Origin of the sequence: Corynebacterium sp. MSK044 (genome assembly GCF_030232825.1) — a bacterium.
Classification (GTDB): Bacteria; Actinomycetota; Actinomycetes; order Mycobacteriales; family Mycobacteriaceae; genus Corynebacterium.
Map to the genome: position 1 here is coordinate 1 of NZ_JASPJJ010000008.1, position 14,226 is coordinate 14,226.

Annotated in this window: 9 protein-coding genes and 1 riboswitch; of the genes, 4 read left to right on the plus strand and 5 right to left on the minus strand. The window is 57.9% G+C overall.

Annotation, left to right across the window (positions count from 1 at the left end; translation table 11 throughout):
* Positions 1–133: 133 nt before the first annotated feature.
* The gene (locus QP994_RS06310) at positions 134–889 is read right to left on the minus strand and encodes a hypothetical protein (RefSeq protein WP_284865757.1); all 756 of its coding nucleotides are present in this window, start codon (positions 887–889) and stop codon (positions 134–136) included.
* A 968-nt stretch (positions 890–1,857) separates the two neighbouring features.
* On the opposite strand from QP994_RS06310, the gene QP994_RS06315 reads away from it, so the two are divergent.
* From QP994_RS06315 to tenA, 4 genes are all read left to right on the plus strand, one after another.
* On the plus strand, positions 1,858–2,298 hold the full coding sequence (locus QP994_RS06315; protein WP_284865758.1) for a DUF6918 family protein: 441 nt from the start codon (positions 1,858–1,860) through the stop codon (positions 2,296–2,298).
* 59 nt (positions 2,299–2,357) lie between these two features.
* Positions 2,358–2,454: riboswitch (TPP riboswitch) on the plus strand.
* Complete coding sequence (thiD, locus tag QP994_RS06320; RefSeq protein WP_284865759.1) at positions 2,443–3,306, plus strand: bifunctional hydroxymethylpyrimidine kinase/phosphomethylpyrimidine kinase; 864 nt, start codon at positions 2,443–2,445, stop codon at positions 3,304–3,306. It overlaps the preceding riboswitch by 12 nt.
* Entirely contained in the window at positions 3,299–3,958 is a 660-nt protein-coding gene (locus QP994_RS06325; protein WP_284865760.1) for a TenA family protein, read from the plus strand. The genes thiD and QP994_RS06325 overlap by 8 nt, the downstream gene beginning before the upstream one ends.
* A gap of 3 nt (positions 3,959–3,961) precedes the next feature.
* A complete protein-coding gene (tenA, locus tag QP994_RS06330) occupies positions 3,962–4,627 on the plus strand; it encodes a thiaminase II (protein ID WP_284865761.1) in 666 nt (221 codons plus the stop codon).
* Positions 4,628–4,632: 5 nt separating this feature from the next.
* Here the strand turns inward: tenA and QP994_RS06335 are convergent, their stop codons facing one another.
* From QP994_RS06335 to QP994_RS06350, 4 genes are all read right to left on the minus strand, one after another.
* Positions 4,633–5,532 carry an alpha/beta fold hydrolase gene (locus QP994_RS06335; RefSeq protein WP_284865762.1) on the minus strand — a complete coding sequence of 300 codons (900 nt, stop codon included), beginning with the start codon at positions 5,530–5,532 and terminating at the stop codon, positions 4,633–4,635.
* Between the two features lie 72 nt (positions 5,533–5,604).
* Positions 5,605–6,381, minus strand: a complete 777-nt coding sequence (locus tag QP994_RS06340) for a hypothetical protein (RefSeq protein WP_284865763.1) — start codon at positions 6,379–6,381, stop codon at positions 5,605–5,607.
* 256 nt (positions 6,382–6,637) lie between these two features.
* The gene (locus tag QP994_RS06345) at positions 6,638–12,955 is read right to left on the minus strand and encodes a G5 domain-containing protein (protein ID WP_284865764.1); all 6,318 of its coding nucleotides are present in this window, start codon (positions 12,953–12,955) and stop codon (positions 6,638–6,640) included.
* 316 nt (positions 12,956–13,271) lie between these two features.
* Positions 13,272–14,150 (minus strand): alpha/beta fold hydrolase, encoded by an 879-nt coding sequence (locus QP994_RS06350; protein WP_284865765.1) that lies wholly within the window; start codon positions 14,148–14,150, stop codon positions 13,272–13,274.
* Positions 14,151–14,226: the final 76 nt, after the last annotated feature.

The following is a 14,226-nucleotide window of genomic DNA, read 5'->3' on the forward strand; positions in this document are numbered from 1 at the left end:
CTGCTCACCATGAACCGAATCAACACCCTCAGAACCAACAGCAGCCGGCTCAACCTCAGAAACCAACTGCTCAATCGACTGCAAACTCGAAGAAATCTCCCGAAGATCTGCAACCGGAACCCGCCAAAAATCACTAGACATCTACGTCAACACTTCCTTGACTATCCACCCACACCCGCGAACTCTCAGCATCCACAGGCGCAGCAGTTTCATCAACTACGTTTCCTACAGGTAACTGCTCAACTTCACGCAGCTGCTCAGTGATCTCCGGCCACGCAACCACACTTGCCGCCACACGACCAACAATCGCCTTCACATCTTCACCAGTGTCCGCATCCGGTGCAGTAGCAGACACCGCCAACGTCCATGTCGTTGACGGCACAGGAACAAACGCCTGATGGGTATACACCGTGCGACGATCAGTCACAGGACCCGCCAACGAAGAAGAACTGTGCAAAACGTAGCTTTCCCCATTCAATGTTGGCTCAACACTGGTGACATCGGCTCCCAATTGCCGCTGGATCTCCAACACACTCGCCGACCGCGGAGCAGAATCAGACCACCGCAACAACAACGTCACAGCAGAAACATAATCCTCCTGCACACCAGGAAGAACCAACACCCACACAGCCCCAGCCTTACGCGCCTCGGTCGCCATGGATGCCATAGCCTCTTTCAACTGACGCTTCTGCGCACTTTTAAGCCGCACACCAGGCACAACATCATCATCACGCATAATATTTGCAATCGAAGCATCCGTACACCGCGGATCAAGATCAATAACACGCCACCCAAGCGGCAAAGACACCGTCCACACAAACCGCGGCCGCGGCGCATCAGGCGGCAAACCAACACCATAAACCGGCGCATCAACACCCCGCACAGGCACGCTACCCCCTCAACTCGGTTAGTCACGAGCGGTACCAACCACCCGCGAAATCGGGTCAGCCACAAACATGACTCAATGGACTAGGACCCACAGCTTAGAAACGATTAAGAACACACGCAACAGGAACTGCCGAATTAACAGAAAACCCTCAGAATCACGCGTCTGGCTATTACTGTCCCGAAGCGTTGGTGCGTGTTGTGTGATCCGCTGAAACAGCCACTGGAGTTGACACAGCCACAGGAGTGCTGCAGCGGGCAATGGCGTGATTTCCCGGGCGTTGAATGGTCGTCAACGAGTCTTAAGCGACAACGAATCATGCTATCGATCCACAGTGCGGAAAACACCTTCCACGAATTCGGTGTGAGGCCTAAACGCATCAGGCTTTACCGCCCGCAAGTCAACGGGAAGATCGAACGATTACACTGCACCATGGCCTATATATGGGCCTACTCAAAGCCTGACATGTGCGAAAACGAACGCCGCACTGCGCTACCGGCATGACTCCAGGAATACATTGACTGTCGACCTCTTTCCGCAGCCGGAAGCCAACCACTCATCACCACGTGCACCAATCTGCCGGGTCAGTACAACAGTTCTCTGCACTAGATCTCGTGGGGATGCTCCGGATTCCCCGCTTCGCATACCCCCGTGTGGCGGACCGACCAAGAGCCTGTTACATTTGTTGCTGTTGTGGTTGCAGTGACTAGTGTGAAATAGCCGAGTCGGAACTGTGGCGGAAGAACTGCAACTTAAACTTTCAGTCCCGTTGACCAACCCGGTCAGCGGGACTTTTGTCTTCCCGGATTGCAGACCACGTTGCTCTCAACTCCGGAGAGCTGAGTGCAGTCCTGGTCTTTTACAAGGGGTTGTGCACGATTTCCGGGAGTTCGGGACCCACACGCCCGGAAGCACACCCCCAAACCGCCCTCACTCTCCCTTCCTAACGGGACTTTCCTAGAGTTAACCGCATGACTGATTTGAACTCTCTCCTTGAAGGCCCCGCCCGCGCGCAGGCCGTGAACGATCTTGTTGCCCTGGTGGATAAGACCACCGCTAACCTGTCTGGGCTCACCGGTATGGCTGTGAAGTCGGCGTTGGGCGCCGCGAAGAAGGCTGACGCAGATGCAGTCTCGAAAGGGGTCGATCGGGTGTTGCCCAGCATCCTGAAGGAACTCAACCCGCACTGGGCTGCCTACAAGGGCGATGCCAGCCAGAACAGTTTCGGCGCCTACCTCGCAGCGCATGAGGATGAAGTGGCTGATTCTGTGCTAAAGGTGGGCGATGCTTTTGCAGACAAGGCGCCTGCGGCCGTGAGCAAGGTGTACTCCTCCATGCGCGGAAAGATCTCCGGCATCGTGGCACCAGCCTTGCCGGAGTTCGGGGAGATCCTGGAGAAGCACGCGCAGTAGCACCACAACACCACCCAAAACCAACTCAGCACCGCCAGGAACTTTGCTACCCTGAACCGGTGTAAGACACGGGGTGCCGCCCGCAGGCGGCTGAGATCACACCCGTTGAACCTGATCGAATTAGTATTCGCGGAGGAATTGTCTATGAGTGATATTCCCGTACCCAACAAACCCGATAATCGCATACCTAATGTGCTCACCATTGCTGGCACGGACCCATCGGGCGGGGCTGGCATCCAAGCTGATCTGAAGGCGTTTTCAGCCGCTGGCGCTTATGGCATGAGCGTGATCACCGCTGTGGTTGCGCAAAACACCCAGGGGGTGCGGGCGTTTCAGGCATTAGACCCAGACTTCGTCTTCGACCAGGCGGCGGCGGTATTTGAGGACGTACAGGTTGATGCGGTGAAGATTGGCATGGTGGCCAACGCCGGCATCATCGAGGCGATCACAAAAGCCCTGGACCAGTACACAGATAAGGCAACGTGCCCGGTGGTGCTTGATCCGGTGATGGTAGCTAAAAGTGGGGATAGCCTCCTCGACGCGGATACGGAGGGCGCGTTGCGCGACCACCTAGTGCCCCGATCCACGCTGATCACACCGAACCTGCCTGAAGCGTCTGTGCTCCTCGGCTTAGACGAGGAGATGGATGGACTAGAGCAGATGAAGGGGAACGTCGATAAGCTTCTCGCCCTCGGCTGCGACTGGGCGCTGCTCAAGGGTGGTCACCTGGAGGACCACACGAGTGAGTTGAGCACAGATATCCTCATCGGCCCGGATACGCGCATTGAGCTGACCGCTCCGCGCATTGCCACGACGAACGATCACGGTACAGGCTGCACGCTGTCCGCCGCTATCGCTGCGCGTTTGCCGCGCATGGACATGGAGTCCGCGGTGCGTGAGGCGAAGGAGTACCTCACGGCGGCGCTCAAGCACGCGGACCAGCTGAATGTGGGCCACGGCCATGGCCCGGTCCACCACTTCCACAATCTTTGGGGGAACAATGCCTAGGTTTACCGAGGAATTGCGCGACGCCCACCGCGAAACGTGGGACGCCGCCGTCAATCACAGGTTCGTAAAGGAGCTTTTCGAAGGCTCAATTCCCAACAACGTCATGGCCGGATACCTCGTGCAGGACTACCGCTTCCTGGACAGTTTCCTGCAGTTGCTCGGTGCAGCGATGTCCACGGCGGATGATCTGGAACCGCGTCTGCGCCTGTCCCAGTTCATCGGCGAGGTCGCCGGGGATGAGAACACGTACTTCCTGCGTTCCTTCGAGGAACTCGGTGTGACCGAGGAGCTGCGCGCCAACACCCCGGACTCCCCCGCCTGCACGGGCTTTACCGGCCTGATGCGTGAGGCAGCGCAGACTCGCTCCTACGCCGCAGCCCTCGGCGTGCTTGTCGTCGCCGAGTGGCTCTACCTCGACTGGGCTATCAAGGCACCAGAGAAGCGCCCAGCAAGCTTCGTCCACAACGAGTGGATTGAGCTGCACGATTACCCAGAGTTCCACGACTTGGTGGCGTTCCTGCGCAGTGAGGTGGACCGCCTAGGTGAGCGCAGTGAGGAAGACCGCCGCATTATCACCGAGTACTTCGGCCGTGCCGTGGCACTTGAGCTGGACTTCTTCAACAATTCCTACGAGCAACCACTAGAGGTGTAGAACATGAATCTTCTGGAGCTTCTCAAGCAGGACGCCCCCGAGTGGGATGCGTACATTCACCACAAGTTCGTGGAGGATCTCGGCCAGGGCACGCTGCCGTTGCCGATCTTCCAGGATTACCTGGTGCAGGATTATCTCTTCCTCGTGCAGTACGCCCGCGCCAACGCGCTGGCCGCCTACAAAGCGCGCACCCTTGGTGAGGTGGAAGCGGCCGCGCAGGGCCTGTCCGCCACCATCCATGAGACGAATCTGCACCGCCGCCTGACGGAGCGCTGGGGCATCACCAGCGAGGAACTCGACACCGCCCCGGAGAAGCAGGCCACCGTTGCTTACACCCGCTACGTGCTGGACACCGGGATGGCTGGGGATTTGCTGGAGCTGCAGATCGCCCTGGCCCCTTGCCAGATCGGGTACGCCGAAATTGGCGCCTACCTGGAGCCACAGCTCACGGCCAACCCGGATCACCCATACGCCGAGTGGATCCAGGAGTACTCCGGCGAGGCCTTTCAGAATCAGGCTAAGTACATGACAAAGCTTCTCGACGATCTCTTGGCCGTCCCCGCCACCGACATCGTGGGCACGAAGCGTTACGAGCGCCTCCTGGACATCTTCCGCACCGCTACCCGCCTGGAAGCGGACTTCTGGCAGCAGGCCCTCGACTCCCAGTAAAGCCTCTACAGAGCCTCCACGAAGCGGTCTAGCCGGTCCGCAACCCGCTCCGGTTTGCGGGCCCACCGCGTGTGGCCAAGACCGCCGTTGATCTGTTCAACGTGCACAAGGTCCGGGTTGAACTTTTCGGCCAGCCATGCGGCGGAGGCTAGGGTGCAGTCCTCATCATCCGTGAACCGGGTGAGCAGGATGGGCACGGTGACTTCTTTCATCCGTGCCTCATAATCCATGTCCTGGCCCCGCAGGTTAGCCAACGAGTTCCGGTGGCAGAACCTTTTCCACTCCCGCACGTGAACATCGGACTGGCGACCATAGCCGGGCAAATCCACCCGGCCGGCTGGCCAGAACCCAAAGATCCTGGATACCGCCGACATGAACAAGCTGCCGTAGGCCACACGGCGTCGATCCGCCCCCACGAAGCCTTCCACGTATGGGCTGCCGGAACCCACGCCCATCATGCCCACCACGTTGAGTTCCTTCGCCTCCGGGCGGGCCAGGAACAGCGAGCCCACCTGGCCGCCCATGGAGTGAACCAGCAGCAACGTCGGATAGTCCTCCGGCAGGTTCAGTGCTTCCTTCGCTGCCCTGATGGTTATCGGGTAATCCTCCGACGCGGTGTCGTGGTAACCCCAACGCGACCGCCGCGTCGCCTTGGCATTACTCCTCCCCTGCCCGCGGAGCTCCCCAATCGCCACCGGGTAACCCCGATTAGCCAACTCCTGTGCCGTCGGCCGGAAGTACCGCGCCCCCATGCCAAAGCCCGGCCAAATAGCCACCAACGGCTTGGGCCCCTGCCCCACCGCACGTTGTGGTGGGAAGACATACACCGGTGACATCGTTCCATCGGGTAGTACTACAGGGGCATCAACGAAGATATAGTCCTTCGACTGACTGGTTTCGCTCATGCGGATAGTGTGCCAGATCACATTCGTCGATAAGGCAAAAGGCCCGTGCGAAACCGCCTCACTGGTCAGGGCTTAGAAGGGCTCGACGTTCCCTTCAGGGTTGCGCGGCGGAACCTCTTCAGAAGAACTACCGCTGGACGATCCTTCAATCTTGATGGAGCTGTTCGCATCACCCGACGGGGTGCTGCACCAGTCGTACAAGATGAACCCTGCAGCAACCAAAGCCAGAATCGCGCCAGCGACCTCACCCGCCTGCTTCACGTTCGGGTCATTCAGGAAGCCCTGCAGCTGCCCATTCACCTCATCCAGGCGAGCCCCGATTCCACCAAACTGCTCACCATGCTGCTCAAACACCCAGTTGTGCTTGTTTCCGGTACGGCCGAACGGCACATCGTCGTCAGAGCTTTGCGCTTGACCGCGGCTCGCCTCTTGAACACGCGCACCAATCTGAGCATTCAGACCATCCAACTGACCCTGCAACTGACCCAAGTACGGCTCGATCAACTTGCCACCAGTCTGCGCCAACAGAACAACCGGCAACAACCACAGAATCGGCGAACGCACAGCATTACCAAAACAACGCTCTGCAACAGCACCACTGGCAGCCGACAATCCCGACTGTGCCGGACCCGATGACGCCGGATCCTCAGGCTCGGGTTTTGGCTGCCCTGCCTCATTGTTGGCACCACAGGCACCACATTCCTCATTAGTCAGTGGCGTGGCCGTGGCCTCCAATGTGAGCGGCCCAGGGCCGACAACAGCAGCCGCCCCCAAAGCCAAAGAAACAGCAGATACAGCTGCGAACCCTGCACGGGACGTGCGACGCGCACGCCAGTTTGTGGTGATCATAATTACTCCTTATAACTGTTATGCACTGAAAATGGAATCCCCCATTGCAAATACCCATTAATTACTGTGCCAAATAAGAGCAAGATAAGCCAGAATTAAATGTTTCACAGGTTCAAACAAACCCATTGCTGCAGCGCCCGCGGCACCCCACCACCCAATGACAAGCTCCCCGTTGGTCAGCGTCTGACTTCTCAGACCAACCAGCGGGGAGCAACACAGTGCCGCGAGGCGGGAACAACCCCGCCTCACCTAGTGCCTAGAGAGGCTCGATACTATCCTGCGGCGACGGCGATGGCGACGGTGCCGGGGACGGCTCCTTGCCACCAGGGGTAGACGAACCACCACCCTTAATAGAGGTCTTCGCCTCACCGACCGGACTACCACACCAGTCGTACAGAACAGCACCAGCAGCAACCAACGCCAGAATCAGACCAGCAGCCTGACCCAACTTCTGCACCATCGGATCATTCACAAAACCCTGCAACTGCGCATTGGCCTCACTGACACGACGACCAATCTCACCAAACTGATCGCCATACTGCTCATTCAACCGGTCATGCTGCTGACCAACACGACCACCAAAACCATGATCATCAAAATCATGTCCATGACGACGCATCTCTTCTTGAACACGAGCATTAATCTGCGCATTCAAACCATCCAACTGACCCTGCACCTGACCCAAGTACGGCTGAATCAACTTGCCACCAAGCGATGCCAGCAAACCAATCGGCAGCAACCACAGAATCGGCGAACGCACAGCATTACCAAAACAACGCTCCGCAACAGCACCACTGGAACCAGAACCAGAACCAGACGGGTCTGAAGAACCAGACGAACCACCAGGCGTTGTCGGCGGAACCGGAGTCGGCTGGCTTGGCTTAGTCGGCTCTGTAGGTGAAGTCGGATCAGACGGCTTAGTGGGCTCAGTCGGCTTCGTCGGGGTTGTCGATGAATCACCAGGTTCACCCGGCTCACCCGGCACAGACGGCTCAGACGGATCGGAAGGATCAGACGGCTCACCAGGCTCCGTCGGCTTCGTCGTCGACGTCACAGTAGACGTCTCCGTCGAACCTTCACACTTGCACTTGGTGCCCACGCGAATCTTGCGCGGCGTCGGCTCCTTGATGGTCTGCTCGGTGGTTTCCGGTTCGCCGACAGGCTGGCCGTTCACGAGCTTCCAGGTCTTGGTGGTTTCCTTCTCACCGAAGGCACCGGCTTGGTCCTCAATGACCTGGCCTACTTCGAGGTTCGGGTCGTATTCAACCATGGTTTCAAACGGAATCTGCTGTGTGCTCTTATCCGTCAGTTCGGTTTCCTGGTCCTTGGCAGGACCAACCTCGATGATGTGTGTCACCGGGTCGCTGATCTTCTCAACGGAATCCTCGGTGGTGGCCTCACCGTTTTCAGCATTCACCGTGACGGTGTGCTTGACCTCACCAGGCTTGCCCTCCTGGGCAACCTTGGTTTCACCAGGCTTCAGCTCAGGATTCGGGCGAATTTCAACCTCATACGGAGTGGTCTCCGTCCACTCAATCTTCGTGGACGCAGGTTTGCCCTTGGTGCCCACCTTGATGATCTTGTTCACTGGCTCAGCCACACGCTCAGTCTCGGTGTTCGTACCCGTGACCTGCGAGTTCACGATGGTCTGGGTCGTAGTCACCTTGTCCTTGCCCGGCTTACCTTCCTGAACAGTTTCCTGCTTGCCGGCCTCAAGGGCGTCATCGAAGATGATCTCGGTCTCAAACGGCACGTCCACCTCAGACTCAGTGGTGTAAGTGCCTTCAGTCTTCGTGCCCACACGAATCTCAGCCGCAACCGGCTCCTTCGTGCGCTCCGTCGTCACGGTCGGCTCCCCGTCAGGCTTACCGCCCTTGATCTTCTGAGTCGACGTCACAACCTCTGTGCCAAGCTCGCCTTGCTTATCGACGACCTGCTTGCCGGCCTCAAGGGTGTCATCAAAGATGATCTTCGTCTCGAACGGAACCGGCTTCTCGGTCTTGGTCACAACCTCGGTGTCCTCAACCTCAGCCTTCGGGCCGTACTCGATGATGCGGTCCTCCGGTTCGAGGCGAGAGACAACACCCGTCACCTTCGCTTCACCATTGACTCCGGTGAAGGTGGCCTCGTAGGTCGCCTGGCCATCGGCGCCCTCTTGGACAACCTTTGTCTCGCCCGGCGCGAGCTCCGAGTTCGGGCGCAAGACGGTGCTAAACGGAATTGGCACCGACCACGTCACCTTGTCCATCGCAGTCGCCTGCTTGGTACCCACCTTGATCACCTGATCAACAGGCTGCTCAATGATCTCCTCAGAGATCTGCGGATCACCCGGCTGCGAGTTGGTGATATCGCGCGTAATGGTCACCTTCTTCTTGCCCGGCTTACCTTCCTGGGTCACCTTGGACTCACCAGCAGGCATCTCCGGATCAAGCTCGATCTTCACACCGAATGGAACCTCAGTCTCAACAGTCTCGGTGTTCGTACCGGTGGTCTTGGTGCCCACGCGGATGATCTGCTTGACCGGTTCCTTGGTGCGCTCGGTAGTCACCTCAGGATCACCAGACGGCTTACCGTCGACGATCTTCTGGGTCGACGTCACAACCTCAGTACCGTTCTCGCCCTGCTGATCAACCTTCTGCTCACCAGCGGCAAGCGTGTCATCAAAGACAATCTCCGTCTCAAACGGAACCGGCTTCTCAGTCTTTGTCACCACAGAGGTGTCATCAGCCTTCGGGCCATACTCAATGATCTCGTTGACCGGATCCTTCGTCTGCTTCTCCTCAGGGGTCACCGTTGCCTGGTCACCGGTGGCGGTGAAATCAGCGGTGTAGGTCTTCTCACCCGGAACACCCTTCTGAACAACCTTGATCTCACCAGGCTTGAGTTCCGGATTCGGGCGGGTCTCCACCTCAAACGGAACCTGAGCAGTCCACGTGACCTTCGAGGAAGCCTCAGACGGCTTCGTACCCACCTTGATCACCTGATCAACAGGCTGTTTGGTGATCTCCTCGGTGATCTGCGGGTCACCCGGCTGGGAGTTGGTGATGTCGCGCTTGATCGTCACCGTCTTCTCACCCGGAACACCCGGCGTGGTCACCTCGGAGGTGCCAGCCGCCATATTCGGATCGAACTCGATCTTCACACCGAACGGGACCTCAGACTTAACGGTCTCAGTGTTCGTACCCGTGGTCTTGGTACCCACGCGGATGACAGCGTCCTGCTTCTCGGTCACCGTTGTCGTCTGAACGACGGGGTCGCCGGAGGGTTTGCCGTCGACAAGCTTCTGCGTGCTTGTCACCTTCTCCTCGCCGACGACACCTTGCTTATCGACGACCTGCTCACCCGCGGCCAACGTGTCATCGAAGACGATCGTGGTCTCAAACGGGATCTTGCGCGTGGTCTCCGTGACCAGCTCCTGATCCTTTAGGCGCGGACCGTGCTCAACAATGCGATCTGTCGGTTCGGTGCGAGCCTTAGTCTCCGTGACCGTTGCTTCACCGTTGACACCATTGAAGACGGCGGCGTAGGAAGCCTCACCGTTCGAGCCTTCCTGAACAACCTTCACTTCACCCGGCGCGAGATTCGGGTTCTCGCGGATGACCGTGGAGTACGGAATCGGCTCTGTCCACTCCACCTTCTCACTCATCGGCTTCGTGCCAATGACCACAACTTCATCGACCGGGTCCTCCACACGCTTCCACGTGCGGTCTTTGTTCAAAGTCTCCTTACCTGGCTTACCTTCGGTCTCCACCTTGTAGGTGCCCTGGTTCACCGTCGGGTCGTACTTGTACACAGTGTTGAACGGAATCTCCCGCTCCAGGACGTCAATGACCGTCACCTTTGCCTTCGTGGTGTCCGTGGAGCCATCCTCGTAGGTCACCGTGACAGGAATGTCGATCGCGTCACCATTCTTCGCACCCTTGGGTGCGGTTGCGGTGATCGTGCCCTTGTCATCAATGCTGACATCCCAACCAGCAGGAATATCGCCGAGCTTGAAGGGGTTTTCCTTGGCCAGTTTGGCGTTGTCTGGGTTATCAAAGTCCACCGGCAAGGTCGCCGTCTCACCCGGGTACACCGTTTCAGCCTGGTACGTTGGCTCAGCTTCCCAGCTGTTGCTCAACTTCACCACGGTGGTGACAGGCACCTCCGGGGTCGATCCATCCGGCGTTGCCACCTTGACGGTGATCGTCTTCTTATCACCCGGCTTAGAATCGGCCGGCGGAGTGGCCGTGACAACACCGGTCTTCGGGTCGATGGAGTACGTCCAGCCGTCTTCTTCCTTGGTCAGGAGCGGTTGGCCATCCAGGTCGCCGAAGGAGAACGTAGAGCCCCTCGGGGCATCCTTCACCTTGTGCTCCACCGGCTCATTCGGGCCGGTGGATTCCACAGGATAAACAGGAACAATGTAGCTGCGCAGAACCGTGATGGTGGCCGTGACCGGCACCATTTTCGTTTCCCCGACCCGATAGAACGTATGGACAGGAACGTCCAGGATGTAACCCTCAGGTGCGGTGCGCGGGATAGTGGTGGTGATTTCACCAGTATCCTCATCGATCGTGAGGTGCCACGTGCCACTGTCATCCTCAACCGTGTACTCGAGCTCTCCATTGGCGAAGCTGTAACGGTAAGGCGGCTGGTCCGTCTCACTACCGCTCAAACCCTTCTCCGGAAGGGTTGGTGTGAGAGTCACAGCCTTGCCCGGCCTATCCGTCACCCTGTCATAGTCAGGAATCTTAATTTCAGCGATGACCTGGAAGCGGACTTCCACCTCATCTGTCGTCTGGTCCGGGTAGGTGGCCTTCACCGTCGGGGAGATGGTCGTGCCCAAGGGAACGTCGTTATAAGCCGCCACTGCAGTGACCTTGCCAGTCGGATCAACCGTGACAGTCCAGCCCTCTGGAACGGTAGATTGATCGACCTCAAACTTCTCTGGGAAAACGGGCTTACGGCCCCTCATGATGGGCTTGGTGCCAATCTGGGAGGTGATCTCCTCATTCGGCAGACCCTTTGCCACAGCCGGGCGCACCAGATCGGTGACCTGCGTGTTATTCGGGTCCACGAGCACGAAAAGCTGAATCTCATCGGTGGAACCGTTTGAGTACTCCACCGTGATCTTCGGGCGTGCAAATGTATTCGGCATCGGATTCTCCGGGGATGTGACGGTGACGTTGTAGTCCTCGTCCATCTCTACGTCCCAGCCCTCCAGGACGTACGTGTCATCCAGTTCGACTGTGGCCTCAAAGCCACCGTCAGCCTTCTTCTTAGCCAGTTCCTTGAGCAGGTCCGGCACCTGGGTGAAAGTCACTGTCTGGCGCCCAGTGTTCACCGGACCCCTCGGCCCATCCACACCCGAGATGATCTTCTTCTCATTCTGGTCATACCGCGGAGTGTGGTCCTCCGTGTCATCCAGCCTGAAGCCCTTCGAATCGATGACATTCGGCTTGTTGTAGCGCGTCAGTGAGTTAGAGCTGTCAAACGCATCGCCGTACCCATTGTTGTTCTCCACTGCGGCCTTAAGCTGATCCACACTACGCGGCAACGCAATCACGGAAAAGTTCACATTTTTGTTTGCCGCCAGATCCGTGCCACGGTATTTGGGCCACGTGAAGTAAATATCACCCTTCTCATCCACGCGCAGACGCTGCGAACCACCAGACTCCTTGGCATTTGAAGTGCCGATGAACTTGCCGTTGTCGTCATAGGCCTCAACCACCATGCGCGACAACGAGTCGTCTTGGCCTTGGCTATCTTCATCCAACGCCGGAATATTAATGTGACCGACCTTGGTCTCTTCTCCCTCAACGATCACGTGCTTGTCAAAGCTCTCCCAGTTCACCGTGATGGGATTGCACTCCATGTTCTCACTGGGCCACGGGTTCACAACCGCGGTGAAAGCAGCGTTGTCTCCCCGCGTAGCGAAAGGACTGAGAATGTTGTCCTTCGTGTAGTTGCCCTGCCACGCATAACGCACTGGGTTATCAGCACCAGCCTGCGCGAACTGCTTGACCTCATCTTCAGTCAGGTCAGCAGCAAGATTCAGGTTCCTTTGTGTGCGGCTCGCGGTGATGTCGATGGACTCATCAGCTTTGGCCGTAACAGGCCCATTGTCAGACGGAAGAGTCTGGCCGGGAGCCATCGCCGGAACCGTACCGATATTGAGGGAGGCGCCGAAGTTTCCCGAGTTGGAAAAGCTCCAATCCGCAAACGTACGGTCCTTTGAGTTGTCAAAAGCGACACTCAAGCCCCACTGCGTCTTGTCCTTACTTTGCTGGGTCGGCTCCAGCGTGTGCCATGTAAAACCAGCCTGGCTGCCACCACCAGGCTTGGGGGAAGAAACAAAAACAGTACACTTATTCCCACCCGTATCCAGGTCCGAGGCCTTCTGGTCCTGTTTCTCCACCGCACCTTGGCCATCATCGCCGCGGAGGCCGCCGGTGAACTCTGCTGCCGTGGCCTGAGTATTCACAGCGCCAGGACCGACAACAGCAACCGCACCCAACGCCAGTGAAACGACCGATGCAATAGCTATCCCTGTACGGGTAGACGTTCGCTGACGCCGAGTTGATGTAGCCACAATTACTCCTTCAGACTTTTGTGCACTATGAATGGGAAGCCCAGACAGGTCTCCATAGTTACTGTGCCAAATATCTGCTCGTTTAGCCAACAAAAAATGTTATAAAACACCAGATAGACCTATATAGGGGCAGCTTCGCTCCCAGATCACAGTGTCTGGATCCCAGCCCGACCAATAACTGCTGGTACACGCCATATCTCCTGAGACACGCATCAAACGAAACTTATGTATGAGGTCCACCACATCTGACTAATACGGCGTCAATGAACTACGGTGCGCGAAAAAGCTTCCCCCCCGTCCAGTGCCCCGGACACGGTTAATTGGTGGTTTCTGCCACGAATTGTTCAAAACGGTCCGCTATGATCTGTGGCTCCCGCGCCCAACGGTTATGCCCCAAGCCGCCAGAGAGTTCCTCGGCTTTGCGCGGTGCCTTGGTCAGGTGCGTAAGGAGATACTCGCAGGAGGCGAGGGTGCATTCATCGTCATTGGTGAACCGTGTGAGCAGGACCGGTACGTCGACCTTCTTAATCGCCGCCGCATAATCAATGTCCTGCCCCGCTAGGTTCGCAATCGAGTTAGTCCGGTTGAACAACGACCACTCATACACATGCCGGCCGGACTGGCGGCCGTAGCCGGCAATATCTAATGCGCCACCCGGCCAAAAACCACGCAACTTAGCTACCTGCCCCATGAGCTGCCCGCCCAACAAAGCGCGAACAAACGCGCGACCCTGGAACCCGCGGTAATAGGGACTGCCCGTGCCCACGCCCATCAAACCTTTCAGGTTGAGCTCCTTGGCCTCCGGGCGGGCAAGGAACATCGAGCCCACCTGGCCGCCCATTGAGTGCGTCAACATAAACGTGGGGTGATCCCGCGGCAAACCCAGCTCCTGCTTGGCTGCCTCAATCGCCCGCGGATAATCCTCCGACGCAAGATTGTGGTAGCCCCACTGATTATCCGGCAGCGCCTTCGTGGAATTCGTGCCCTGCCCGCGCAGCTCCCCAATAGCCACGTAGTAGCCACGCGCCGCCAACTCACGCGCCAACGGCCGGTAATAACGCGCCCCCATGCCAAACCCCGGCCACATCATCACCAAAGGAGCACCATCGGCCGGTTCCTCCGGATCAAAGCAATACACAGTGCTCACCGAATGATCCGGCAAGTACGACAAGGTATAACGCTCAGTCACAGACATGAGGAATATTGTGCCAAGAAAAGGCAACCGGGGTGCGTCGATAAGCTAAATTATCCGCGACCCCGGGCAACCTTAC

What these genes read in the sequence shown, in the direction of transcription:
- QP994_RS06315 (WP_284865758.1), top strand. Translation starts at nt 1,858, where the DNA reads ATGACTGATTTGAACTCTCTCCTTGAAGGCCCCGCCCGCGCGCAGGCC.
- thiD (WP_284865759.1), top strand. Translation starts at nt 2,443, where the DNA reads ATGAGTGATATTCCCGTACCCAACAAACCCGATAATCGCATACCTAAT.
- QP994_RS06325 (WP_284865760.1), top strand. Translation starts at nt 3,299, where the DNA reads ATGCCTAGGTTTACCGAGGAATTGCGCGACGCCCACCGCGAAACGTGG.
- tenA (WP_284865761.1), top strand. Translation starts at nt 3,962, where the DNA reads ATGAATCTTCTGGAGCTTCTCAAGCAGGACGCCCCCGAGTGGGATGCG.
- QP994_RS06335 (WP_284865762.1), bottom strand. Translation starts at nt 5,532, where the DNA reads ATGAGCGAAACCAGTCAGTCGAAGGACTATATCTTCGTTGATGCCCCT.
- QP994_RS06340 (WP_284865763.1), bottom strand. Translation starts at nt 6,381, where the DNA reads ATGATCACCACAAACTGGCGTGCGCGTCGCACGTCCCGTGCAGGGTTC.
- QP994_RS06350 (WP_284865765.1), bottom strand. Translation starts at nt 14,150, where the DNA reads ATGTCTGTGACTGAGCGTTATACCTTGTCGTACTTGCCGGATCATTCG.